Annotated in this window: 24 protein-coding genes and 1 pseudogene; 24 read left to right on the top strand and 1 reads right to left on the bottom strand. The window is 40.0% G+C overall.

What is annotated here, in order from left to right:
- Window positions 1-793: 793 nt before the first annotated feature.
- The 9 genes and pseudogenes from J3U71_RS01365 to J3U71_RS01325 form a co-directional block, all read left to right on the top strand.
- A pseudogene (locus J3U71_RS01365) lies at window positions 794-1,486 on the top strand (IS3 family transposase); the annotation flags it as partial.
- A 241-nt stretch (window positions 1,487-1,727) separates the two neighbouring features.
- Window positions 1,728-2,972 carry an arginine deiminase gene (arcA, locus tag J3U71_RS01360; protein WP_267392400.1) on the top strand — a complete coding sequence of 415 codons (1,245 nt, stop codon included), beginning with the start codon at window positions 1,728-1,730 and terminating at the stop codon, window positions 2,970-2,972.
- A 33-nt stretch (window positions 2,973-3,005) separates the two neighbouring features.
- Entirely contained in the window at window positions 3,006-4,061 is a 1,056-nt protein-coding gene (gene argF / locus J3U71_RS01355; protein WP_267392399.1) for an ornithine carbamoyltransferase, read from the top strand.
- A complete protein-coding gene (gene arcD, locus J3U71_RS01350) occupies window positions 4,054-5,487 on the top strand; it encodes an arginine-ornithine antiporter (RefSeq protein ID WP_267392398.1) in 1,434 nt (477 codons plus the stop codon). The genes argF and arcD overlap by 8 nt, the downstream gene beginning before the upstream one ends.
- Window positions 5,488-5,501: 14 nt before the next feature.
- Window positions 5,502-6,446 carry a carbamate kinase gene (arcC, locus tag J3U71_RS01345; protein ID WP_267392397.1) on the top strand — a complete coding sequence of 315 codons (945 nt, stop codon included), beginning with the start codon at window positions 5,502-5,504 and terminating at the stop codon, window positions 6,444-6,446.
- A 279-nt stretch (window positions 6,447-6,725) separates the two neighbouring features.
- Window positions 6,726-7,841 (top strand): aminotransferase, encoded by a 1,116-nt coding sequence (locus J3U71_RS01340; protein ID WP_267392395.1) that lies wholly within the window; start codon window positions 6,726-6,728, stop codon window positions 7,839-7,841.
- Between the two features lie 211 nt (window positions 7,842-8,052).
- A complete protein-coding gene (locus J3U71_RS01335) occupies window positions 8,053-8,223 on the top strand; it encodes a hypothetical protein (RefSeq protein WP_267392394.1) in 171 nt (56 codons plus the stop codon).
- A 141-nt stretch (window positions 8,224-8,364) separates the two neighbouring features.
- The gene (locus J3U71_RS01330) at window positions 8,365-9,081 is read left to right on the top strand and encodes a helix-turn-helix domain-containing protein (RefSeq protein ID WP_267392393.1); all 717 of its coding nucleotides are present in this window, start codon (window positions 8,365-8,367) and stop codon (window positions 9,079-9,081) included.
- A gap of 217 nt (window positions 9,082-9,298) precedes the next feature.
- A complete protein-coding gene (locus J3U71_RS01325) occupies window positions 9,299-10,486 on the top strand; it encodes an MFS transporter (RefSeq protein ID WP_267392391.1) in 1,188 nt (395 codons plus the stop codon).
- A 22-nt stretch (window positions 10,487-10,508) separates the two neighbouring features.
- Here the strand turns inward: J3U71_RS01325 and J3U71_RS01320 are convergent, their stop codons facing one another.
- Entirely contained in the window at window positions 10,509-11,282 is a 774-nt protein-coding gene (locus J3U71_RS01320; RefSeq protein ID WP_267392390.1) for a biotin--[acetyl-CoA-carboxylase] ligase, read from the bottom strand.
- Window positions 11,283-11,596: 314 nt separating this feature from the next.
- Between J3U71_RS01320 and J3U71_RS01315 the strand changes: the two genes are divergently transcribed.
- The 15 genes from J3U71_RS01315 (at window position 11,597) to J3U71_RS01245 (ending at window position 24,151) form a co-directional block, all read left to right on the top strand.
- A complete protein-coding gene (locus J3U71_RS01315) occupies window positions 11,597-12,067 on the top strand; it encodes a MarR family winged helix-turn-helix transcriptional regulator (protein WP_220268471.1) in 471 nt (156 codons plus the stop codon).
- Between the two features lie 4 nt (window positions 12,068-12,071).
- On the top strand, window positions 12,072-13,043 hold the full coding sequence (locus J3U71_RS01310; RefSeq protein WP_323848330.1) for a beta-ketoacyl-ACP synthase III: 972 nt from the start codon (window positions 12,072-12,074) through the stop codon (window positions 13,041-13,043).
- Window positions 13,044-13,073: 30 nt separating this feature from the next.
- A complete protein-coding gene (locus tag J3U71_RS01305; protein WP_103752288.1) occupies window positions 13,074-13,322 on the top strand; it encodes an acyl carrier protein in 249 nt (82 codons plus the stop codon).
- Between the two features lie 3 nt (window positions 13,323-13,325).
- Window positions 13,326-14,279 (top strand): enoyl-[acyl-carrier-protein] reductase FabK, encoded by a 954-nt coding sequence (gene fabK / locus J3U71_RS01300; protein ID WP_220220134.1) that lies wholly within the window; start codon window positions 13,326-13,328, stop codon window positions 14,277-14,279.
- Window positions 14,280-14,282: 3 nt separating this feature from the next.
- Window positions 14,283-15,212, top strand: a complete 930-nt coding sequence (locus J3U71_RS01295; protein WP_267392389.1) for an ACP S-malonyltransferase — start codon at window positions 14,283-14,285, stop codon at window positions 15,210-15,212.
- Window positions 15,212-15,946, top strand: a complete 735-nt coding sequence (fabG, locus tag J3U71_RS01290) for a 3-oxoacyl-[acyl-carrier-protein] reductase (protein ID WP_220220132.1) — start codon at window positions 15,212-15,214, stop codon at window positions 15,944-15,946. The genes J3U71_RS01295 and fabG overlap by 1 nt, the downstream gene beginning before the upstream one ends.
- Before the next feature lie 10 nt (window positions 15,947-15,956).
- Entirely contained in the window at window positions 15,957-17,189 is a 1,233-nt protein-coding gene (fabF, locus tag J3U71_RS01285) for a beta-ketoacyl-ACP synthase II (protein WP_267392388.1), read from the top strand.
- Window positions 17,190-17,678 carry an acetyl-CoA carboxylase biotin carboxyl carrier protein gene (accB, locus tag J3U71_RS01280; RefSeq protein ID WP_267392387.1) on the top strand — a complete coding sequence of 163 codons (489 nt, stop codon included), beginning with the start codon at window positions 17,190-17,192 and terminating at the stop codon, window positions 17,676-17,678.
- A gap of 13 nt (window positions 17,679-17,691) precedes the next feature.
- On the top strand, window positions 17,692-18,138 hold the full coding sequence (gene fabZ / locus J3U71_RS01275) for a 3-hydroxyacyl-ACP dehydratase FabZ (protein WP_267392386.1): 447 nt from the start codon (window positions 17,692-17,694) through the stop codon (window positions 18,136-18,138).
- Between the two features lie 12 nt (window positions 18,139-18,150).
- Complete coding sequence (locus tag J3U71_RS01270) at window positions 18,151-19,554, top strand: acetyl-CoA carboxylase biotin carboxylase subunit (protein WP_267392384.1); 1,404 nt, start codon at window positions 18,151-18,153, stop codon at window positions 19,552-19,554.
- The gene (locus tag J3U71_RS01265; protein WP_323848329.1) at window positions 19,544-20,389 is read left to right on the top strand and encodes an acetyl-CoA carboxylase carboxyltransferase subunit beta; all 846 of its coding nucleotides are present in this window, start codon (window positions 19,544-19,546) and stop codon (window positions 20,387-20,389) included. The genes J3U71_RS01270 and J3U71_RS01265 overlap by 11 nt, the downstream gene beginning before the upstream one ends.
- Window positions 20,389-21,159 (top strand): carboxyltransferase subunit alpha, encoded by a 771-nt coding sequence (accA, locus tag J3U71_RS01260; RefSeq protein ID WP_267392383.1) that lies wholly within the window; start codon window positions 20,389-20,391, stop codon window positions 21,157-21,159. The genes J3U71_RS01265 and accA overlap by 1 nt, the downstream gene beginning before the upstream one ends.
- Window positions 21,160-21,414: 255 nt before the next feature.
- A complete protein-coding gene (locus J3U71_RS01255) occupies window positions 21,415-21,819 on the top strand; it encodes a DUF1934 domain-containing protein (protein ID WP_103752298.1) in 405 nt (134 codons plus the stop codon).
- Window positions 21,820-21,865: 46 nt separating this feature from the next.
- On the top strand, window positions 21,866-22,414 hold the full coding sequence (gene rpoE, locus J3U71_RS01250) for a DNA-directed RNA polymerase subunit delta (RefSeq protein ID WP_103752299.1): 549 nt from the start codon (window positions 21,866-21,868) through the stop codon (window positions 22,412-22,414).
- Between the two features lie 117 nt (window positions 22,415-22,531).
- Window positions 22,532-24,151: a CTP synthase gene (locus tag J3U71_RS01245; RefSeq protein WP_220220125.1), complete on the top strand. Its 1,620-nt coding sequence runs from the start codon at window positions 22,532-22,534 to the stop codon at window positions 24,149-24,151.
- Window positions 24,152-24,174: the final 23 nt, after the last annotated feature.

Raw genomic sequence — 24,174 nt, 5'->3', positions numbered from 1 at the left:
TAATTTTTTAAAAAGAGAGAGTAGGGGAAGAAATTAGCTCTTTGAATAAAAAGGAGCAGGTAATACACTGAAAAAGGTTGTTTACCTGCTTTTTATTTCCTAGTATTGATCATTCAGTTCTTTTATTTTTGAATATATATTCAAATTCATGGCATTAGCATTAGTCCTAATTTGTTTTTAATTTTTGTCTTTCTCTTGAGCGGAGCATACCATTTATATTTTTTTAGTGACTAAAGACTGATTCTATGTAAATCTTGCGTTAACCGTGAATGTGTTTGTCGGTTTTGCTTGAAATGCTGCTTAGTTCTGTTTTTAAGTACAGGTAGGTGGGAATATAGTTGGTACGCCATGTTAACTTTTGAAGCCTTGATCAGAGCCATTTTAGTACTGCTAGGCCGGGATTCATCTGCTACATAAACTTTAAATTGGTTGGTAAAATTATGCAGGTTAGTAAACTTAATTTAGTTGCAGTAAACGGTATTAGCTACAATCGTGTCAGATACGCTCAAAACCTATATCTTCTCAAGGTAGGGCACTAAAGTCTTGATATCAGTTGGATTGCATGAATGCCAAAACGCGGTATAATTTTATACCACTTTTTTACTTATAAAATATTCAAAGCTTGATGAACAATAGTAAAACTAAGAAATAATATATACAAGAAATAGCCCCGCATCTATGAATTGAACTCCGAAATTGGAACAGTTTCGGAGTTTTTATTATGAATAAATTATTTAAACAAGATAAAATTAAAATCTTCAAACTTTGGCACAATTATTGCATTGGGCATAAAGAATTGAGTCAACTATATGGCTATCGGCGCATTACTCTGGAACTTAGACGGCGTGGTTGGCTAGTCAATCACAAAAAAGTACAACGCTTGATGAACAAGCTGAAACTCTTTGGCATCGTCAGTAAACGCTGGCATAAGTATAATAGCTATCGCGGCACCCAGGGTCTAATTAAGACCGACTTGATTAAACGTAATTTTAGCGCAGTTTACCCGGAACATAAGTGGTATTCAGACGTGACCGAGTTAAAACTCAACGGTCAGAAGACCTACCTGTCACCCATTGTTGATGGCTGCACGCAAGAGGTGATTGCCTATTCCATTTCCCGCAGTCCTAACCTTAAACAGATTATGGACATGCTAAAACAGGCTTGGCGCAAGCATCCAGCATTAAATGGTCTAATTTTTCATCCAGATCAAGGCTGGCAGTACCAGCATCCTAAATTCCAAGCTTGGCTAAAAGACCATGGAATTGAACAATCCATGTCGCGTAAGGGCAATTCCTTAGATGACGAATTAATGGAAGGGTTCTTTGGCATACTCAAACGGGAAATGTTCTATGGCTTTGAAGGCCAATTTAAGAATCTAAAGGAGCTGGAAGAAGCAATCAAAAAATATATCAGTTACTACAACAAGCAAAGAATCAAAGTAAAAGGACTAAGTCCGCTTGAATATCGGGCATTAGTCCTTAGTTAAAATTTATTAAACTGTCCTAATTTTAGGGTTCACACCGTATCAAGTTCAAAACTTTTATGTTGGTTTGGAGAACATTTTCCAGACCAATTTTTTTGCACTGCTTTTATGTATTTATCCAATTGGATAAAAAAGTCTATCTAAAACACCGTTTAAACAATAATTGCTTTTTGTGATAATAAAATCGTAAATTAATGAAAGCGCTTTTTATGATTTTACATTACTTTACAAAGGAGAAGCAATTATGGATAATCCGGCAATTAATGTTAATTCGGAAATCGGTAAATTGAAGACGGTTTTACTAAAAAGACCTGGTGAAGAAGTTGAAAATATTACACCAGATACGATGGAGCGGCTTTTGTTTGACGATATTCCTTTTTTAAAAATTGCTCAGAAAGAGCATGACTATTTTGCTGAAACATTAAGAAAAAATGGCGTGGAAACATTATATATTGATGATCTTGCAGTTGAGGCGCTCTCAAAAGATGATGATATTAAAGAACAGTTTTTAGAACAGTATCTTGACGAACACGGTTATGGTTCAGGGACTACGCATGATGTTTTGTATGAATATCTGATAAATTTAGAAACTAAAGACATGGTGGAAAAACTGTACAGCGGCGTTCGGCGTAATGAAGTTGATTTGGATGTTAAACACGAATCACTCCATGATTTAGCAGGTAGTGACGCTAGCGATCCGTTTCTACTTGATCCACTGCCTAATGCATATTTCACACGTGATCCACAAGCATCAATTGGTTCAGGTATTACCATTAACCGCATGACATTTGCTGCTCGGCGCCCTGAATCATTGTTTACCGAGTTTGTGATGAAATATCACCCTCGTTTTGCTGGCAAAGTAGATATTTGGCGTAGTCGCAATCACACCACCAGAATTGAAGGCGGGGACGAACTGGTCTTGAACGATCATGTTTTAGCTATTGGTGTTTCCCAACGAACCTCATCTAAGTCAGTAGAAGGCTTAGCTAAAGAACTCTTTACCAATAAAGATAGTCACTTCGATACCGTAGTGGCAATTGAGATTCCACATAATCATGCAATGATGCACCTAGATACGGTCTTTACGATGGTTAACACAGATCAATTTACCGTTTTCCCAGGCATCATGGACGAAGCTGGCAAAATGAATATTTTTGTTTTGACACCTGGTGATAACGGTGAAGTAAGAATGGAACATCACACTGATTTGGGCGAAACTCTGAAACAAGTTTTGCATTTATCAGAACTAGATTTGATTTTAACTGGTAACGGTGATGACATTGTTGCTCCGCGTGAACAATGGAATGACGGTTCAAACACGCTAACAATTGCTCCGGGTGAAGTAGTTACCTACAACCGTAATTATGTCAGCAACGAAATGCTGAGAAAGCATGACATTCTGGTTCACGAAGTTATTTCAAGCGAATTATCACGCGGTCGTGGCGGCCCTCGTTGTATGTCACAACCATTATGGCGTGAAGATTTATAACTAATTCAAAAAAGAGAGTAAAGAGGTTTATCAATGGCAATTAACTCAGTATTTCAAGGTCGTTCATTATTAGCGGAAAAAGATTTTACCCCAGGTGAAATTCAATATTTAGTCGATTTTGGTCTTCATTTAAAGACATTGCAGCACAATAATATTCCGCACCGCTATTTGGAAGGCAAGAACATTGCATTATTATTTGAAAAAACATCAACCAGAACACGTTCAGCTTTCACCACTGCGGCCATTGAATTAGGCGCACATCCAGAATATTTGGGTGCAAATGACATTCAATTAGGTAAAAAAGAATCCGTTGAAGATACAGCGATTGTTTTAGGAAAAATGTTTGACGGAATTGAGTTCAGAGGATTCAAGCAATCTGATGTTGAAGCTTTGGCCAAATATTCAGGTGTACCTGTTTGGAACGGCTTAACTGATCAGTGGCACCCAACACAAATGATTGCCGACTTTATGACCGTTAAAGAAAACTTTGGTCATTTACGTGGTTTGACTCTTTCATTTGTTGGTGATGGTCGCAACAATATGGCTAATTCATTATTAGTTACTGGTGCCATGCTTGGTGTCAACATTCATATTGTCGCTCCGGAAGAACTCCACCCAGCTCAAGAAGTAGTTGATTTAGCTAATAAGTTTGCGGCTAAATCTGGTGCGCAATTATTGATTACTGCTGATATTGATGAAGGTGTCAAAGGCGCCAATGTTATCTACACTGACGTGTGGGTTTCAATGGGCGAATCTGATTGGGAAAATCGGGTTAAATTATTGAAGCCATATCAAGTCAACATGGAAATGATGAAGAAGACAGGCACACCAAAGGACCAACTTATCTTTATGCATTGTTTGCCTGCTTTCCACGATACTAATACAGAATATGGTGAGGACGTTAAGGAACAATACGGTATTACCGAAATGGAAGTTACTGATGAGGTATTCAGAAGTGAATATGCCCGTCAATTCGAAGAAGCAGAAAACCGCAAACACTCAATTAAAGCGATTATGGCTGCTACGTTAGGTAATTTATTCATTCCAGCTGTACCTGAACTTGAACAAGCAGGAGAAAATGATGGCTGATTCCAAAGAAAATGGTATTGCCCTGCCGGCCCTAGTTGCCTTAGTTGTTAGTTCCGCAATTGGGTCAGGAATTTTCGATTTACCGTCAACACTAGCTCAAGCAGCTACTCCAGGAGCAGCATTAATTGCTTGGGTAATTACGGGAATTGGAATTTTGATGCTGGCACTTTGTTTAAATCATTTAGTTTTGAATAAACCTGAATTAACTGGTGTATCAGACTATGCTCGTGCCGGATTTGGTGACTTTGTTGGCTTTATTTCAGGCTGGGGCTACTGGCTTTCAGCTTGGCTAGGCAATGTTGCTTTTGCCACAATGCTCATGTCATCGTTTGGTTACTTTTTCCCTTCATTAAAATCGGGTAATAGTGTTAGTGCAATTATCATTGCTTCACTAATTTCGTGGGCATTGACAATCTTGGTTACCCGGGGAATTGAATCTGCTGCAATCATTAACGCAATCGTAACCGTTACTAAAATGATTCCAATCTTTGCTTTCATTGTGATCGCAATCATCAACTTCAAGGCTGGCGTTTTTACTAGCCACTTTTGGGCTAATATGTCCACTAATCTTCAGGGAAGCGTGACATATTCCAAGGCAACTGCTTCAGGTATTTTCGAGCAAATCAAAGGCTGTATGATGGTTATGATGTGGGTCTTTGTCGGTATTGAAGGGGCAACAACAATGGCTGCCCGGGCAAAGAAAAAATCTGATGCTGGTAAGGCAACAATCATCGGATTGATTTCACTCTTAAGTATCTATGTCGTAGTTTCAATCCTACCTTATGGTTATTTGCCATTAAGTAAATTGCAAACAATGCGGCACCCAGTATTACTTTACCTATTTAAAGAAATGACTGGGCCAATAGGTGGAGCCTTCATTGCAATTGGTCTAATTATTTCGATTTTAGGTGCATGGCTTTCTTGGACAATGCTACCAGTTGAAGCGACGTCACTGATGGCGGAACAAGGACTTTTGCCAAAATGGTTTGGCAAGTTGAATAAACATCGTGCCCCTTCAAATTCCTTATGGCTAACCGAAATTTTAATTCAACTCTTTCTAATAACCCTTTTATTTACTGATCAAGCATATAACTTTGCATACTCTTTATGTACATCTGCTATCGCTGTTTGCTATGCCTTGGTTGGTGCTTATCAATTGAAACTCGGTTTGCAGCAAAAGGAATTAAAGGTCATTATTCCCGGCTTAATTGCCTTAGTTTTTGAAGTTCTTAGCATGATTTTTGCGGGATTGCAATTCTTGTGGCTATGCACTATTGCTTATGTAATAGGCTTTGTCTTGTACTACAAGGCACGTAAAGAAACGGGTAACAGCGTCGGCAAACTCGAATGGTTATTTATGGTTATTATTGCCGTATTAGCAATCGGTGCAATCGCTGCTTTGGCACTAGGTAAATTGAAGATATAAAAATTGGAGTTAATATGAAAAGAATTGTTGTTGCATTAGGTGGGAATGCAATTTTAACAAATGACCCATCGGCTAGGGCACAACAGGAAGCCCTAAACAGAACGGCAAGTTATCTGATGGATTTTATTTCTAAGGGTGATATTCAATTGATTATCACTCATGGAAACGGCCCTCAAGTTGGTAACTTATTGTTACAGCAACTAGATGGTAGTACTAAAAATAATCCTGCAATGCCGTTAGATACTGTTGGTGCAATGACACAAGGTGAAATTGGTCTTTGGCTAGCTAATGCGTTAAATATGAATGCAGACAAACGTAACATTCCAATAAATGTGATGGCAATGCTAACAAGAACTGTGGTTAATGAGCAAGATGCGGCTTTTAAGAATCCCTCAAAACCCATTGGAGTTTTTTATAGCAAAGACGAAATAAAAGAAGTTGAGAAGGATCATCCTGACTGGCAAATAACTGAGGATGCCGGTCGTGGTTATAGACGAGTGGTTCCATCACCAAAGCCAATTAACATTTTGGAAGCTGATGCAATTAAGGAGATAGTTAACAAAGGTATTACTTTAATTGCAGCTGGTGGCGGTGGTGTCCCAGTTATCAAAAGAAATAATGAGATTCATGGTGTTGAAGCTGTGATTGATAAAGACTTTTCTGCTGCTAGATTAGCAGAATTAGTAAAGGCAGATGAATTGATTATTTTGACAGCAGTACAGTATGTCACTTTAAATTATCAAAAACCGAATCAAGAAGAGTTGCATGATGTCACAGTTTCAGAAATGAAGCAGTACTTGGCAGAAAACCAATTTGCTAGTGGATCGATGAAGCCTAAAGTTGAAGCTGCGGTTTCATTCGTAGAGTCAACCAAGAAGAAAGCTGTCATAACCTCATTAGACAGTGTGTCCTCCTACTTAATGCATGGGGATGGAACAATAATTAGTCCTAGTAAATGATGTTCAAAAATGTTGAAGTATCGAAAAATAGAGGATAACCAATAGTTAATAGCATTTTCCAAATCTTGAATAGAGCTTTAGACTTCTAATTTTTTAGAGTTAAAAAGATGACCTATGATTATTTATTGACATATTGCCTAGATAATCTTAATTGTCATCTGAGTGTACTTACAAGTTTTTAGATATTTAATTTTATTTAACATATGATCTGTGACTTATTCAATCACTTGTAATTATAGCTGCTATGGAACAATTTTGTATATCTTAGTTGGAGGAAAAATGAAAATCGAAAATTTTGGTGTAGAGCAGTGGCTTAATACTTGGGAAAAAAAGGCAACTTATGATATTTCGCAAAGCTCAATTGAAGCTTTGACTCTTGAAGAACTCATGGCTTTTAGCGGTAAAAGTGGTGCTGATTTTTTTGCAGAAATCTCTCATAAGCATTTAGATTATGGTTGGATTGAAGGATCAAATCGGTTTAAAGAGCTTGTTTCCTCTTTATATAAACATATGACACCAGAAAATATTTTACAAACTAATGGTGCAACTGGAGCGAATTTCCTTGCTATATTTGCGTTAATAGAAAAAGGTGATCATGTAGTTTCGATGCTTCCTACTTATCAACAACTTTATGATTTACCCAAATCCTTGGGTGCTACTGTTGACTTTGTGAAGTTAAATCATGATGATTGGCAGTTAGATCTCAAAGCATTGGAAGAAAAAGTCAAACCTAATACCAAAATGATTTGCTTAAATAATGCTAATAATCCTACTGGAACTTTATTAAATCAAGAGCAATTGCAAAAAGTTGCTGCAATCGCTAGAAAAGTAGGCGCCTATGTCCTGGTTGATGAAGTTTATGCCCCATTGACAGATAAAGGAAAGTTTTGTTCAATCGTTGATTGCTATGAAAAAGGTATTGCGACTAATTCTTTGTCTAAAACTTACTCAACTCCGGGTATTCGTATCGGATGGACAGCAGCTAATGAGAAAATTACTGAATCCTTCCGTAAATATCGCGATTATACAATGATTTGTGGAGGTGTGGTTTCTGACGAGTTAGCTATTCAAGTATTGGAAAACAAAGAAAAAATCTTAGCACGAAATAGAAACATAGTTTCAGATAATTTAGAGATTGTTAAAAATTGGGTAGCTCAAGAGGATAAAGTAGAGCTGGTTTTTCCTAACTATGTTTCCACTTCATTTATCAAACTGAACATTCCCCAAAATGATTATCAGTTTTGCGTGGATCTGCTTAAGGATAAAGGAGTTTTACTTGTACCTGGAACTGCATTTGGCGTACCAGGATATGCTCGATTAGGTTATTGCTGTAAGAAAAAAACGTTAGAAAATGGTCTACAGCTGTTATCAGAGTATTTGAAAGAGAATTTTTAAAATTAATAAGCTTTGGGTTTGAAAGTAATTGATTTTAAAATTAATAGGCTCTCATACATCAGTTTGTAATCGAGGCAGTTATAGACAAAGACTTTTCTGTGGTTAAACTAGCAGAATTAGCAGATACTGATTAGTTAATTATTTTAACCACAATGAAATATATTGCAATAAACCATCACAAAGAGATTTGCATCAGGTTAAGGTTGCAGAAATGAAACAATTTCTTAGTGAAAATCAATTTGCACCTGGATCGATGAAACCTAAAGTAGAAGCTGCGATTTTATTTGCTGAAAAATCGAATAAATCGGCTGTTATTACCGCACTAGACAATATCTCTTCGTATCTTAAAAATGGTGACGGAACAATTATTTTGCCAGACTAAAGTTTCATAAACATGTATAAATTTAAAGTTGTTATAAGAGTTATATAGTGGCCTATTTGTAATTAGCAAGTCTAATGGATTAAATCATTATAGTATAAGTTTTATTTATACAAATCTAAATATACAATAGGAGAATAGGATATGCTTGATAAGTTTATGCATGAATGGCTATATGTATCTGACTACGATGTTCCTGTCGCAAATAATGGATTTGATGGCCGCGCAAAAATGAATGGAGTTGATTTGGATGTGAAATATCTTGCTATGGTTGTTTCTTCTGTTACCAACTTGCCCGAATGGCGTTTAGCGTTTGATCTTGACAAGAACAATCGGGTTTATGTAATGCGGCCTAAGCAAGAAAGTAAATTTTTAACTAGTTTACCCAAAGAAACCAAAGTTGGTATAGGTAAACGACATTTCGACCTATCTGGGAGTATTAAAGAGGCACTTTTTGCCTTATTGTTAAGTAATAAATTTGATTCAATTGTTCAGTACGATGAAGTAGCCAATATGTATAGTATCGTTCATTCTTCACTGGACTATCCTGATGTCAGGAAAAAATTAAGCCAGTTAGATGAAGATACGCAACTAACTTTATGGCTATATACTAAAGAGCAGGCTACATTGTCTTCACTTGCACGTATTTTGATGGTTCACCCCAAAACAATTGAGTATCGCCTAGAAAAAATCAGACAGGCTACTCAGTTAAATCCTAAAGTAGGAATCGATTTATTACCTCTGACAGTTGCTTATTTAAAAGAAAAAACTGACAATCTCGGCATTTTGGAAACAGAATTACAAAGCTTTTCTGATGATATGTTGCCGCGAGATCGGACAATCTCAGTTAGTATCGACTAGTAATTACTATCTATAAGTCAATTTGTTATGTAAAAATCTCCTTAAGAAAATAAGAAGCACATACCTGTTAGTAGCGGGTATGTGCTTTTTAAGTGCTAAAAGTGCTTTGCTTTTAGCATTCATAATATTAAAATAATAATTATCAATTTAATGATCTGTTAATTAAAATCTGCTTTGCCTAATTGCTGAATCAATAATGTGGATAAGAGGTAGGTCAATGTTAAAAAAGAAATTTTATCTAATATCTCGACTAGTTAGCGGACTAGGCAATTCTTTATACGGATTGGTTTTTATTTGGTGGCTGCAAACCCAGACCGAAAGTTCATTTATCGTTGGTATCGTTAATGCTATTTTTTCTACGACAGCAGCATTGTCGATTTTTTATGGTCCGATCATCGATAGCCACTCTTATAAGAAGACAAGCATTGTTGCAATGGTTTGGCAAGTAGGTCTAACTTTTACGTTAACAGCCATTATTACCTTTTTTGCACACAATTATTTTTGGGCAATTTTAATTGCGGGAGCACTATCTCTTTGTGATGAATTTTTTGATCCAGCTGACCGGGCAATTCTAAAAGGCACTCTGACGAAAGAAAATGAGATGACCTCAATGATTGCTCAAATCAATATTGTTGATCAAGTGGTCCAAATTGGTGGTATCGCACTTTCCGGCGCACTATTAGCTTTTCTAACTAGTGGACAAATTATTTTTATTTGTGCATGCCTAAGTTTGTTGGGCTTAATCTTATTGCTAGTTGCGCTTAATCAAGTCTCCAGCCAAGAGCATGACCAGGTAAAAAAGGTTTCTCATACAGCGACACTTGCAAATTATTGGCAGCAAATTGTCAGCGGGTACCAATATGTGCGAGCAAATAGTTTTTTGCGGCGATACTTTTGGTCATCATTTCTATTTTCTTTTGCTAGTCCGGCGCTAATTCTGCTTTTGCCGCGTATTGCTCAAAAAAGTGGTAAGCCGATGCTGTACAGCACATTTTATCTATTTCTAATGGCCGGCTTTATTATAGGCGCACTATTAGCTGGTAAAATGAATGCTGATACCCGAATAATGGCAACAGCCTGGATTTTAAGTGTAATTCCGCTTATATTAATGCTCTTTTTTATGACTAATATGATTGCATTTATTTTTCTGTTGTTTATTTTTGGGATTACAACTAGTATTCATAATGTTTTAGGCGAAGCCAAAAAGCAAAATGTAACAGAAAATCAATATTTAGCAAGAGTATTAACAACTATGCGCACTGGGACCGAAGTTGGCGGACCAATCGCATCAATTATAGCAGGCGTTCTTCTTGACCGTGTAGGCCAGCAAGAGCTGATTATTGTTTGCGTTATCTTAATTTTATTAGGTGGCATCAATTTAATACTGGTTAAACCGGCAGATTAATTCTTAAAAAGTAGGTCATTTTTTAGTGGATTCTAGTAATTTCGCCAGCATTAAATGACTGGCTGCCTGTTTCAGTTTCCAAAACTAAGTTACCCATAGGTGTTAGGTCAACCGCACGTCCTTGAATGGTTGTTTGACCCAGTTGAAGGGTAACTTTTTTGTTTAAAAGCATCATGTGTTTTTTATATTGGGGAAGAAAATCGCTGTGGATAAAATTAGGGATAAAAGAAAATAGGTGGTGGACTAAATTACTAATTAAATGACAAGTTTTTGCAGTAGTCGGCTGGGCAATAAGCAAATTAGTCGCACTGGGTAACTCTTCGCTTAGATGGGCTTGAAAAAGATTGCAGCCAATGCCAATAATTGCAATGCGTGGAGCGGGACTTTCAACTAGAATGCCCGCTATTTTTTTGCCCTGCCAAAAAAGATCATTAACCCATTTGAGCTCTGTTTCTATCTGTAATTCTTGTTTAATGGTTTCGTAAAGCTGCCAAGCAATACCAGTGGTTAACAGGCCCTGATTTTGTCCGGTTAATTGCGGTACTTTAATTACTAATGAAAGATAGATCCCCCCGTAGCGTGAGATGAAGGGGCGCGCACTTTTGCCATAACCGTCTGTCTGCACGTCACTACCAAACAATTTGGGACCGTGATAGCCACTTGCTAAGAACTCTTCTTTAGCAGTTAAATTAGTCGATTGGCATGTTTGCCACCAATTTATTTGTAATGGTAAATCTGCTAACAACATTTTGAGAATCTCTTTTTTATGGGAAGTGCTAGTTTGTTTATTACACATTTTACTGATATAACCTCTTTCAAAAATAATAGTTTGATTATCAAAGTATTTAAAGAAGAAAAATTAATTTAAATTATTAAGATTTTAACCTAAAAAGCGCAAATTACAATATTTATTTGACTTTTTTTACTTAATACAATATCATACTTTCATAATTTATTTTGAAATACAAAGTAAATAAGAAAGATGATGATTGTTGCTTTTAATTTTTAAGTTGTACGATTTTACAAGTCAAAAAGGGAGAGTAGCTGTTTTTTGATTAGTATTAAAGAATAGAAAATCGCAATTTAGTAATAATTATTAACTAAGAGGTGATGCTATTGGAAACAGATTTGAAAAGAATTAATAGCCTGTTAACAACGGTTTATTCCGATATTATGCGCGTAGAAGAACGCGAATTACGTAAAAGCGAGTTTAAAGACATTTCAATTAGAGAACTACACGCAATTGACGCAATTACGATGTATGAGCATAAGACAAGCTCGCAAGTTGCTAGTGAATTAATGGTTACCGTTGGCTCATTGTCAACGATGGTTAATAAGTTGGTGCGCAAAGGTTATGTTATTCGAATTCACGGAGAAGATGATCGCAGAATTATTCGCCTGGGGTTAACCAATCGCGGTCGTTTGATTTACCGAGCACACGACTCGTTTCACCGACACATGGTTAAGAAATTTATCGAAGGTTTTGATGAAGAGCAGATAGCCATTATTGAACGGGCTCTGCTCAATCTAAGGGCTTTTCTCGAATTTCCACCGCATATTGATAACAAGAAGGGGCATTAACCTGATGGGGTTAAAAATTACGCAAACAGCCAGCTATGTACCACCCCAAGTTGTCACAAATGATGACTTGACAGAGATAATGGACACTTCTGATGAATGGATTTCATCCCGCACTGGTATTAAACAGCGCCATGTTTCTCGCGGTGAGCAGACTTCAGATTTAGCTGTTAAGGTGGCGCAAAGTTTACTAAAAAAAGCGGCTGTTGATGCTGATCAAATTGATTTTATTATTGTGGCTACAATGTCACCGGATTTTTTAACTCCTTCGACAGCTGCAATAGTGCAAGGAAAGATTCATGCCCAGCATGCTTTAGCTTTTGACCTTAATTCCGCCTGCTCTGGGTTTATTTACGCCTTGGCCGTTGCGGATAAGTTGCTTGCTGGTCCTTATCGCAGGGGACTGGTCATTGGTGCGGAAGTTTTAACCAAGTTAGTTGACTGGCAAGATCGCTCTACTGCCGTGTTGTTTGGCGATGGTAGTGGTGGCGTACTTGTGGAAAAAGATGTCACCACCGCGGGAATTATTGCTGAAGATTTACGTGCATTTGGTGAACAGGCGGCAATTCTAACCGCCGGCTATCAGCCGACTGTTTCCACCTTTAGCCAAGATGATACCGATCAGCACAAGCACTATTTGGAAATGCAGGGCCGCGATGTTTATACCTTCGCTACACATGAAGTGCCAAGTTCAATTAACCGGGTATTAACACAAGCTAATTGGCAAAAAGATGACGTTGATTGGTATCTTTTGCATCAGGCCAACGGCCGCATTTTAACCGTAATTGCCAAACATCTTAATGAGCCAGTAGCTAAGTTTTTGAATAATGTTGCCCGTTACGGCAACACTTCGGCGGCTAGTGTGGCAATTTTGCTAGACGAATTTGTAACATCGGGTGATATTCAACCCGGCCAGAAATTAATTTTAAGCGGCTTTGGTGGCGGTCTGACGGTTGCCAGCATTGCACTGATTTTTTAACTAAAGAAATTAACAAAGGAAGTATACAAGATGACAGAACAAGAAATTTTTGAAAAGGTAAAAGAAATTATTGTTGCCCAAACCGGAGAAAGCGATGCTGCAGTGACGCCTCAAGCAAATATCAAGGATGATTTAAATGCCGATAGTTTGGACGTTTTTGAAGTAATTAATGAATTGGAAGACGAGTTTGACATCAAGATTGAAAGTGAAGATGGTATTCAGACCGTTCAAGATTTAGTTGATTTTGTGCAAAAACAGCTAGCTGCGAAAGAGGGTTAACTCATGGAATTAAGTCCATTAATGAAAAGTTTGGGACTTAACTATCCAATCTTTCAAGGCGGAATGGCTTGGGTTGCTGATGGTAAGTTGGCTGCCAGTGTTTCCAGTGCTGGTGGCCTAGGAATTATTGGTGCCGGCAATGCACCAGGCGATGTTGTAGCGGCAGAAATCGAGCGGGCAAAGTCGTTAACTGACCGTCCTTTTGGAGTCAATGTCATGTTGCTATCACCATATGCCGATGATGTGGTTGACGTAATCTTAGCCAATAAGGACAAAGTTGCCGTTGTCACTACTGGTGCCGGCAATCCTTCCAAGTATTTATCCGAATTTAAAAAAGCACAGATTAAGGTAATTCCTGTTGTCGGTTCAGTAGCACTTGCGCGAATGATGGAGCGCATTGGTGCTGATGCTGTCATTGCGGAAGGGATGGAATCTGGTGGTCATATTGGTAAATTAACAACGATGGCGCTGGTTCCACAAGTGGTAGATGCCGTGGAAATTCCGGTAATTGCTGCTGGTGGTATTGGTGATGGCCGCGGTCTTGCAGCTGCATTTATGTTAGGTGCACAAGGTGTTCAAATGGGTACCCGCTTTTTAGTTGCGAAAGAATCAAAGATTCATCCGAATTATAAAAAAGCTGTCTTGCGTGCTAAAGATGCCAGTACGATGGTAACCGGCGAATATGCCGGTCATCCTTCGCGCGTTTTGAAAAACAAGATGGCAAAGGACTATATCAAGCTGGAAAAAGAAGAAGCATTGCAGCCTGAGCCCGATTTTGCCAAATTAGAAGAGATGGGAAGCGGCAGTTTGCGCCGGGCAGTCATCGACGGGGATCCGGATACCGGTTCATTTATGGCCGGTGAAATTTCCGGCATGGTGCATGAAGAACAACCAGCTGCGGAGATTTTGGCTGAAGTAGCTGAACAAGCAGAAAAACTATTGACTGGCGGTCGTTAAGCAATGATTGGATTACTATTTAGTGGACAAGGAGCACAAAAAACCGGGCTTACGCTAGATTTATATCAATCAGTACCGCATTATCGTCAGTTGATTGATCAGGCCAGCAATATTTTGCAGTTTGACTTACCTGATCTACTTTATGATCAGGCACAAGCACAGCGATTGGCGGCAACTGAATATGCACAGCCAGCTATCTTAGTAGTGAGTTATGCACTTAACCAAGTATTGCAGGATAGCGTAGATATACCTGCTTTTGGCATTGGTCTTAGTTTAGGCGAATACAGTGCACTTGCGAGTGCGCATAACATTGATTTTGTTTCAGCTTTGCGGCTTATCCAAAAACGCGGCGAACTAATGGGAAAAGCAAGCAAGCAACATCCTGGTGTGATGGTGGCCGTGATGAAAAGTTCGCTACCTAAAATTAAGACGGTTTTAGCAACTGTCCAAGATTTAGGAGAAATCGGCATTGCTAACGTTAATACCCCAAAGCAAGTGGTAATTGGCGGGGCGGAAAAGCCTGTCACCAAGGCATGTAGTGAGTTAACTGCTCAGGGTGCGCGGGTAGTGCCGCTGCGGGTTAGCGGAGCTTTTCACACTCCGTTAATGCAGTCGATTCAGTCAGATCTTAATGCCGAATTAAGGCAAGTTAACTGGCAAAAAGGGCGCTTTCCGGTATACAGTACAACGACGCAAACAGAATTTACGCCCGCGAATTTGACGACAAATTTAACTAATCAGCTAGTGAGTTCAACTTATTTTGCTAAGACATTAATGCAGCACCAAGATAAATTAACCGCGGTAGTCGAGCTTGGTCCCGGTCAAACTTTACTGTCTTTTGCCCGTAAAGTGGTTGTTGGTGTGCCAACTTACCGCACGGATAGTTGTGCTGACATGCAAGCTGCAGTTAGTGCATTGGAGGCAATGAAATAATGGATTTAAAAGATAAAGTTGTTTTGATAACAGGCAGCTCACGCGGCATTGGTCTGGCTATCGCACAAGCTTTTGCGCAAAATCATGCCAAGATTGTTTTAAATGCGCGTAAACCGGTAGCACCAGCAATCATTACAGAACTAAAAAAATATGGTAATGATGTAATTGATCTTAGCGCCGATATAACGGATGTCTCTGCTGTCAAAGAAATGATTGCCCAGATTTATGCCCAATTTAATCAGTTAGATGTCGTGGTTAATAATGCCGGAATTGTCAAGGATGGCTTGTTGAACCGAATGTCAGAAGAAGATTTTCAAAGCGTGATTGATACTAATCTGATTGGTACGTTTAATGTTATCAGACAAGCAGTCAGACCAATGTATAAGCAGCGCAGTGGTTGTTTTATCAATCTGGCAAGTGTAATTGGGTTGACCGGTAATATTGGGCAAGCAAATTATGCCGCCAGTAAGGCAGGAGTAATCGGCTTAACCAAGTCTGTTGCAAAAGAAGTTGCCATGCGTAACTTGCGGTGCAACGCGATTGCACCCGGAATGATTGCTACTCAGATGACCCAAAATCTTAGTTCTAAATTGGAGCAGCAGATAATTGACCAGATTCCACTTAAGCGTCTAGGCCAAGTGGAAGAAGTGGCGCAGGCGGCTATTTTCTTAGCTCAAAGTGATTATATAACCGGCCAAACAATTACCGTCGATGGCGGTTTAACCATGCAGTAAAGGAGAGGCTATGACAAGAGTAGTAGTTACGGGAATGGGAGCTCTAACTCCCATTGGTAATGATTTAGCCAGCTTTCAAGCAGGTTTAAACAAGCAGCAAGTCGGTTTTGCGCCAATTTCCTATTTTGATGCCAGTTCTACTGGCGTAACCTTAGCTGGACAATTGAAAGATTTCGATCCTCTGAAGTATTTAGCTAAAAAAGATACGAGGCGGATGGATCGGTTTACGCAATATGCGATGTATGCGACGGCCGAGGCCATTCAGCAAGCCGGTATTAATGAAACAAATACCAGTAGTGAACGTCTGGGTGTTATTTGGGGTAGCGGCATTGGCGGCTTGACTACGATTCAAGAACAGGTAATCAAGTGGCATGATAAAGGTCTTGACCGGGTTTCACCGATGTTTATCCCAACGGCGATTGCAAATATGGCCGCTGGCAACATTTCAATTAAATACAACGCGCAAGCAATCAGTACAACAATTGTTACGGCCTGCAGCTCAGCTACAAATGCAATTGGCGAAGCCTTTCGGCAAATAAAGGATGGTCATGCTGATGTCATGATTACCGGCGGATCGGAATCAGCAATTAATGAAAGCGGCATTGCCGGTTTTGCGGCAATTACAACTTTGGCAACAGCGACAGATCCCCAAAGAGCCAGTATCCCGTTTGATCAGGACCGCTCTGGCTTTGTGATGGGTGAGGGTGCTGGTTCAATCATCCTTGAGTCACTGGAACATGCGCAAAAAAGGGGCGCTAAAATATGGGGCGAGATTGTTGGTTACGGAGTCAGTTCTGATGCTTACCATATTACATCGCCTGATCCTGCAGGTACGCAAGCGGCCCGCGCAATGAAGTTGGCGCTTACGGAAGGTAAAATTGCACCAGAACAGGTCGGCTATATTAATGCTCATGGTACAAGTACAAAGGCTAATGATATAGCTGAAGCAAAAGCAATTAACCAGGTCTTTGGAGCGGATAGCAATGTTCTCGTTTCAAGTACCAAGAGCATGACCGGTCACTTGCTAGGAGCTGCTGGTGCTGTTGAAGCTATTGCCACCATTTTGGCTCTTAATTCTGGTCAATTACCAGTTAATGTGGGGCTCAAGCAGCAAGATCCGCAGTGTGCAATCAATTTGGTTACTAAAAATAATTGCCACCAGCAGGTTGATTACGCCTTAAGTAATTCGTTTGGCTTTGGTGGTCATAACGGGGTAATTGCAATGAAAAGATGGGGTGATTAGATGAAATTTGCGGAAATTCAAGAATTAATCGCACAAATTGATCAAAGTGAAATTCAAAAGCTTGAGTTGGACTTTGAAGGTGGCCATATTTTAATTGATAAACGAGACATTGCTGACCAGCCGGTTCAGGTAACCGGCACAGGTGAAGAAGTTGCTAAGCAGCAGGAGCAAGCTAGCCCCGCACTGCCGACAGCTTCAGCCAAGGCAGTCCCTGAATCTGCTAACCAAGCTACTGAGGTAAAAGCTAATACAGTGCAAGTTAAGGCACCACTGGTTGGTATCGTCTATTTGCAGCCAAGTCCCGATAAACCGCAATATAAAAAAGTTGGCGATCATGTTCAAAAGGGCGAAGTTGTTTGCCTGATTGAAGCGATGAAAATGATGACTGAGATCAAAAGCACTAGCAGTGGAACAATTACTGAAATCTTGGTAGCTAATGAAGAAGTGGTTGAGTACGATCAACCATTGATAACGATTATTCCTGATTAAAGGAGTGCAAATGATGAGTGAAAAAGAAACTAAGCAAACCTTATCAAGTCAGGAAATTCAGCAAATTTTGCCTCACCGCTACCCAATGCTCTTGATTGATCAAGTGCTTGATTATCGTCCGGGAGAATATGCCCATGCGCGCAAGAACACAACCATTAATGAAAGCTATTTTCAGGGCCATTTCCCCGATAACCCCGTTATGCCTGGTGTATTAATTACCGAGGCTTTAGCGCAGACTGGAGCAGTTGCCTTGCTAACCATGCCGGAGTTTACTGGTAAAACCGTTTATTTTGGCGGAATAAAAAATGCCCGTTTTCGGGCTATGGTTAAACCGGGCGACACCCTAGATTTAACAGTTGAACTGGATAAATTGCGTGGCTCGGCCGGAATAGGACTAGCTAAGGCGACCGTTAATGGTAAAGTGGCATGCACGGCTGAATTAATTTTTGCCATACAGTAAAGTAGGATAAACATGTTTAGTAAAGTATTAATCGCTAATAGAGGAGAAATTGCAGTTCGCATCATTCATGCTTTACATGAGTTAGATATTACTGCGGTGGCAGTATACTCAACTGCCGATAAAGACTCCCAACACGTCAAAGAAGCGGACGAGGCTGTCTGTATTGGTCAGCCTCAGCCGGCACAATCATATTTAAATATGCAAAACATTATTAGTGCGGCTCTTTTAACCGGAGCACAAGCTATTCATCCCGGCTATGGCTTTTTATCTGAAAGTTCGGAATTTGCCCAGATGTGTGCTGAATGTCACCTGGTTTTTATTGGACCGCAGGCCAAGACCATTTCGCTTATGGGAAATAAAGCCAACGCGCGGGAAACAATGCGGCAACATGGAGTTCCCGTTATTCCTGGCAGCACTGGTCCCGTTAAAGATGCTGCCCAAGCCCTAACTGTAGCTAATAAAGTAGGTTTTCCTGTAATGCTTAAGGCTGTTGCTGGTGGTGGCGGAAAAGGAATCAGGAAAGTTAAGCGTCCCGAAGATTTACCACAGGCATTCAGTCAGGCCCAAGAAGAAGCAAAACTTTCTTTTGGCGATGATTCGATGTACCTTGAAAAAATCATTTCACCAGCCAAGCATATTGAGGTGCAGATTATTGCAGATCAAGCGGGTCAGGTCGTAGCTTTGCCTGAGCGTGACTGCTCAATGCAGCGTAATCAGCAAAAAGTGCTTGAAGAAACGCCTTGTTCACAGATTAATGATCAAGAACGGCAATACTTGCAAAGGATTACGTCCAAGGCAATTAAGGCCATTCACTATGAAAATGTGGGAACAATTGAGTTCTTAATGGATCCAGCACATCATTTTTACTTTATGGAAATGAATACGCGTATTCAAGTCGAACACTCGATTACTGAAGAAGTTGCACAAATTGATCTTGTTAAAGAGCAGCTTCATATTGCTGCCGGGGATGATTTAAGTATTACCCAAGATGATGTCCACCTGCATGGTGCCGCCATCGAGGCTCGAATTAATGCCGAAGATCCGCTTCACCATTTTCGTCCGCAAGCCGGTAAAATCAAGCAGATGTCTCTGCCCAGCGGCTTAGGTATCAGAATTGAGAGTGGTGTCAACAGTGGGGATCAAGTCTCACCTTTTTATGATTCCATGATTATTAAAATTATCGCTCATGCCGATAATCGTTCGCTGGCCATCAGACGGTTATTAGACGCCCTAAGTGAGTTTTCAATCACGGGTCTGAAAACTAACCGCGACTTTTTAGTGGCGTTATTAACCGATTCGGCTTTTCAAAGTGGTAACTACTTGACCACCTACATTGATCAAAAGTTTTTACCTTATTATATTAAGCAGAAAAAAGAAAAAGCTGGGACTAAGGAGGTTGTGACAGATGGCAATTAAGTTCTCTAAGCATCCTCACCACGCATTAGCCAATTACCAGGAAAATGTACCACAGGGAATCTTTCGGATTTGTCCGCAGTGTAAGACCAAATTTTATTTTCGCAAATTGGGCAAATACCGGTTGTGCCCTAACTGCGGCTACGGCTTCCGGGTAACTGCCAGAACAAGGCTTAAAATGCTGACTAAAGAGTTCAGCGAATGGGATGAAACAATTGCGACAACTGATCCGCTGGCTTTTCCCCAATATCAAGCCAAAATTAAGCAAATGCAGACCAAAACTAAGCTTAAGGATGCCGTTTTAACTGGACAAGCTAAAATTGGTGGCTATGAAACGGCTCTTGGCATTATGGATCCTGATTTTATCATGGGAAGTTTAGGAAGTGCCACAGGTGAACGGATTACGAAAATGTTTGAGCGGGCAACCGCGGAAAAACTACCGGTCATCATGTTGACGGCTTCTGGTGGGGCTAGGATGCAGGAAGGAATTACTTCGTTAATGCAAATGGCCAAGATTTCTCAGGCAGTCAACCAGCACCGCGAAGCAGGACTGGTTTATATTGTAGTCATGATGGATCCGACAACTGGTGGGGTAACTGCCAGTTTTGCTTCCCAAGGTGATGTTATTCTTGCCGAACCCCATGCCTTAATTGGCTTCGCTGGTCGGCGGGTAATTGAACAGACAATTAATAAAAAATTGCCGCCAAATTTTCAAAGTGCTGAAAATGCATTTGCTAACGGCTTTATTGATGCTATTGTGCCCCGAACTGAACAGAAAGAATGCCTAGAACAGCTCTTGGCAATTTTTGCCGCTAAAAAGTGGGAGGGAGCGAGCTAATGGCAAATGACAAAATTATTGCCATCATGAATGGTGCCCGTAGTGATAGCAAAACTGACATGAACAAACTGGTAAAACAGCTCTTTCCTGATTTTTTCGAAATGCATGGTGACAGGGCAACCGGTGACGACGCCGCAATTATTGCCGGCTTTGCGACAATTAACGGCCGTAGTGTTGCCGTTATTGCAACTAATAAGGGGCAAGAACTGGACAAGCGGTTAGCGACGAACTTTGGTAGCCCGCTACCGTGTGGTTACCGTAAGGCTAACCGAATAATGAAAACCGCGGCTAGTTTGAACATTCCAGTGATTACATTATTAAATACACCCGGAGCATACCCGGGAGCTGACGCGGAAAAAAGTGGTCAAGGGCAAGTCATTGCCCAAAGCATTAGTGAGATGCTTCAGCTTAAGGTGCCGCTATTAACCGTTATTGTGGGTGAGGCTGGCTCCGGTGGCGCGCTTGCTTTGGCCTGCAGTGACGAAATTTGGATGCTTGAGCACAGTATGTACACCGTCTTGTCGCCAGAAGGTTTTGCCTCAATTATGTGGAAAGATGGTAAATTAGCTAGTCAAGCTGCCGAATTAATGCATATTGAGCCGCAGTGGCTGAAAGAACACGGTATAATTGAACGTGTTTTACCTGAAGATGTGTTAGCTCAGGATGCGGTTAAATTGCGGCAATTGCTTGCGCAAAAAATTGCCGCTTTTGCTAAAGTGTCAGTTAATGAGTTGCTGACTAAGCGTAAGGCCCGCTTTCGGCAATTTTGAGTTTGCTTCAGTTATGCTGGCAAGTGCCATAATTGCACTAAGTTGATTGAAACTAGGGTTTGCTTTACTGGCGAAAATCGGCTTTTTACTTTATAATAATGACAATAAGCAGTCGACTTCTGCTCGATTAAAAACTTTTAAGTTGGCCAGTTTGACTGTAAGATTTTAGCTAATCTAAATGGTTAGCTTTTTTTATTTAACAAACCGAGTTGCTGGTGCCAGCTTTTGGTTAAGATGAGGAATTTAAGTTAAGTCATGACTAAAGTAAAAATTGCGTTTACTAGTACAATTAAACAAGAAAAGGAAAGCGAAACTTTTCGCAAGTCTGGTACTGGCGAATTAACCGAGCATAATGGGATTACCCGTGTCTCTTATCTGGAAGACGGCGAAGTGCCCGTTAAGCTTTTAATTAAAGAAAATGATGTGATCATTAGACGTGGTGATTCTGCCAGTGATTATTCCCAACTCCACTTTAGTGTGGGCCAGAAAAAGGAATGTCGTTACGTAGCCCAAGGTTATCAGATGGATTTAACTAGTAGGGCTAAAATAATTAAATTTTTCCCTAAAATTGATGGATCTAGGGAACTTCACATTGAATATGACCTCTTTAGTGGTCTATACTTAGTAGGAAATTATACCGTCACGTTGATTTTTACTTAAACGCTTAGTAAAATAAGAAGGATTGTTAAAAGAGAGGAATGCAATTGTGGGATTAAACGACTTTAAAGACAAAAATCGTAATGAATTATCAATGATTGAAGTTGCTCGCGCAATTTTGGAAGATAACAATAAGAGAATGGCTTTTGCTGATATTGTTAATGAAGTACAAAAGTACTTGGGTGAGAGCGACGAGGAAATTCGGGAGCGTTTACCCCAATTTTATACTGACTTGAACACTAATGGTGAGTTCATTTCAATGGGTGAAAATGTTTGGGCTTTGCGCTCATGGTTTCCTTATGAGTCAGTTGACGAAGAAGTCAACCACCCTGAAGATGAGGATGAAGAAGATACCCGTGCTCACCATAAGAAGGTCAATGCTTTCTTAGCAAGTGCTACTGGTAGCGATGATATTATCGATTACGATAATGATGATCCAGAAGATGAAGATCTTGATGCTACCGCTGATGACGATGCTGACGACTTTGGCGAAGATGACGATTTCGTTGATACGGATGACGAAGATGATGAAGACTTGCCTGACGGTATCGAAGGTCAATTATCTGAATTAAATGATGACGACGATGAAGATGAATAATTTTTCTTGACTTCATGTCTGAAAATGATAGTATTTTACTTGGGCACCCTATGTGCGTTTATGCTCCCGCAAGGGAGCTTTTTTTATTTTTTATTTTTTGCAAAAGGAGTTTGGCTAATGACAAAATATATCTTCGTTACTGGCGGTGTTGTTTCTTCTCTGGGTAAAGGAATCACTGCTTCAAGTCTCGGCCGGTTGTTAAAGAATCGGGGCTTAAAGGTAACTATGCAAAAGTTCGATCCCTACATCAATATTGATCCAGGTACAATGAATCCTTACCAACACGGCGAGGTTTTTGTCACTGATGACGGTACTGAAGCGGACCTTGATTTAGGTCACTATGAGCGGATTGTTGACGTACGGACAAGTAAATATTCGAACGTAACAACTGGGAAAATTTACAAAGAAGTATTAGAAAAAGAACGTCGTGGTGATTATCACGGAGCTACTGTTCAGGTTATTCCGCACATCACGGACATGATTAAGCAAAAAATCATGCGGGCAGGGCTGACGACTGATTCTGATGTGGTTATTTCTGAAATTGGTGGTACGGTCGGTGATATCGAGTCGACCCCATTTATGGAAGCAATTAGACAAATGCGGCGTGAAGTTGGGGAAGAAAACGTGATGTACATTCACTGTACATTGGTACCTTACCTGCACGCTGCCCAAGAAATGAAGACTAAACCAACACAGCACTCAGTAGCCGAACTCCGTAGTATTGGTATTCAGCCTAACATGTTGGTTTTACGGGCAGAAATGCCAATTGACCAAGAACATAAGGACAAGATTTCTAACTTTACTGATGTTCCGGTTGACCGGATTATTGAATCCATCAACGCACCATCACTCTTTGACTTGCCACTAGCATTCCAAGAGCAAGGCATGGATCAAAAGGTTTGTGACTTCTTACACCTGCAAAGTCCGAAAAAGGAAGCTGACATGGCGGAATGGATTCGGCTTGATGAGCGGGTTAAGAACCTGAAGTATAAGACTAAGATTACTTTGGTTGGAAAATACGTAGAACTTGAAGATGCCTACATTTCAGTTACTGATGCCTTGAAGCACGCTGGTTATTCATACAACACCAATGTTGAAATTAATAAGGTACAAGCAGAAGATATTACTGAAGATAATATTGCTGACTTTATGAAGGGCTCAGATGGATTAATTGTTCCTGGTGGCTTTGGTACGCGTGGCTTAGAAGGCATGATTACTGCAATTAAGTATGCACGGGAAAATGACATTCCATTCTTAGGTGTTTGCTTAGGAATGCAAATGGCAACGGTTGAATTTGCTCGTGATGTTCTAGGCTATCGTGATGCTAACTCAATCGAAGCAGATCCTGAAACAACTCATAATGTAATTGATATCATGGCAGATAAGCGGGATGAAGAAAACATCGGTGGTACTTTGCGTCTTGGCTTATACCCAACTGCCTTAAAGCCTGGAACTAAGACCGCTGCTGCTTATGGTAACCAAGAAGTTATCCAAGAGCGTCACCGTCACCGTTACGAATTCAACAATGAATACCGTGAAGCATTTGAAAAAGCCGGTATGACTTTCTCTGGTGTTTCTCCAGATAATCACTTAGTTGAAGTAATTGAAATAACTAAGAACAAATTCTTCGTTGCTGCGCAATATCACCCTGAATTTTTGAGTAGACCACAAAGACCAGAAGGCTTATATAAGGCATTTATTGGTGCAGCTTGTGGATTACCAGAACAGAAATTGTAATGCGTGTAGTTGAATAATACAAA

The sequence above is a fragment of the Lactobacillus sp. B4015 genome, from assembly GCF_026536055.1.
In the GTDB taxonomy this organism is placed as follows: Bacteria; Bacillota; Bacilli; order Lactobacillales; family Lactobacillaceae; genus Lactobacillus; species Lactobacillus panisapium.
The sequence above is the reverse complement of the archived record's forward strand: the minus strand, read 5'-3'. Positions and strand labels throughout refer to the sequence as shown.

Bases quoted from the DNA above. Each gene is read 5' to 3' on its own strand.
- J3U71_RS01245 (WP_220220125.1), top strand. From the start codon at position 22,532: ATGACAAAATATATCTTCGTTACTGGCGGTGTTGTTTCTTCTCTGGGT.
- J3U71_RS01265 (WP_323848329.1), top strand. From the start codon at position 19,544: ATGGCAATTAAGTTCTCTAAGCATCCTCACCACGCATTAGCCAATTAC.
- J3U71_RS01315 (WP_220268471.1), top strand. From the start codon at position 11,597: ATGCTATTGGAAACAGATTTGAAAAGAATTAATAGCCTGTTAACAACG.
- J3U71_RS01325 (WP_267392391.1), top strand. From the start codon at position 9,299: ATGTTAAAAAAGAAATTTTATCTAATATCTCGACTAGTTAGCGGACTA.
- J3U71_RS01270 (WP_267392384.1), top strand. From the start codon at position 18,151: ATGTTTAGTAAAGTATTAATCGCTAATAGAGGAGAAATTGCAGTTCGC.
- arcC (WP_267392397.1), top strand. From the start codon at position 5,502: ATGAAAAGAATTGTTGTTGCATTAGGTGGGAATGCAATTTTAACAAAT.
- accB (WP_267392387.1), top strand. From the start codon at position 17,190: ATGAAATTTGCGGAAATTCAAGAATTAATCGCACAAATTGATCAAAGT.
- arcD (WP_267392398.1), top strand. From the start codon at position 4,054: ATGGCTGATTCCAAAGAAAATGGTATTGCCCTGCCGGCCCTAGTTGCC.
- fabG (WP_220220132.1), top strand. From the start codon at position 15,212: ATGGATTTAAAAGATAAAGTTGTTTTGATAACAGGCAGCTCACGCGGC.
- accA (WP_267392383.1), top strand. From the start codon at position 20,389: ATGGCAAATGACAAAATTATTGCCATCATGAATGGTGCCCGTAGTGAT.
- J3U71_RS01320 (WP_267392390.1), bottom strand. From the start codon at position 11,282: ATGTGTAATAAACAAACTAGCACTTCCCATAAAAAAGAGATTCTCAAA.
- fabF (WP_267392388.1), top strand. From the start codon at position 15,957: ATGACAAGAGTAGTAGTTACGGGAATGGGAGCTCTAACTCCCATTGGT.
- J3U71_RS01330 (WP_267392393.1), top strand. From the start codon at position 8,365: ATGCTTGATAAGTTTATGCATGAATGGCTATATGTATCTGACTACGAT.
- fabZ (WP_267392386.1), top strand. From the start codon at position 17,692: ATGAGTGAAAAAGAAACTAAGCAAACCTTATCAAGTCAGGAAATTCAG.
- J3U71_RS01305 (WP_103752288.1), top strand. From the start codon at position 13,074: ATGACAGAACAAGAAATTTTTGAAAAGGTAAAAGAAATTATTGTTGCC.
- arcA (WP_267392400.1), top strand. From the start codon at position 1,728: ATGGATAATCCGGCAATTAATGTTAATTCGGAAATCGGTAAATTGAAG.
- argF (WP_267392399.1), top strand. From the start codon at position 3,006: ATGGCAATTAACTCAGTATTTCAAGGTCGTTCATTATTAGCGGAAAAA.
- J3U71_RS01340 (WP_267392395.1), top strand. From the start codon at position 6,726: ATGAAAATCGAAAATTTTGGTGTAGAGCAGTGGCTTAATACTTGGGAA.
- J3U71_RS01295 (WP_267392389.1), top strand. From the start codon at position 14,283: ATGATTGGATTACTATTTAGTGGACAAGGAGCACAAAAAACCGGGCTT.
- J3U71_RS01255 (WP_103752298.1), top strand. From the start codon at position 21,415: ATGACTAAAGTAAAAATTGCGTTTACTAGTACAATTAAACAAGAAAAG.
- J3U71_RS01335 (WP_267392394.1), top strand. From the start codon at position 8,053: ATGAAACAATTTCTTAGTGAAAATCAATTTGCACCTGGATCGATGAAA.
- fabK (WP_220220134.1), top strand. From the start codon at position 13,326: ATGGAATTAAGTCCATTAATGAAAAGTTTGGGACTTAACTATCCAATC.
- J3U71_RS01310 (WP_323848330.1), top strand. From the start codon at position 12,072: ATGGGGTTAAAAATTACGCAAACAGCCAGCTATGTACCACCCCAAGTT.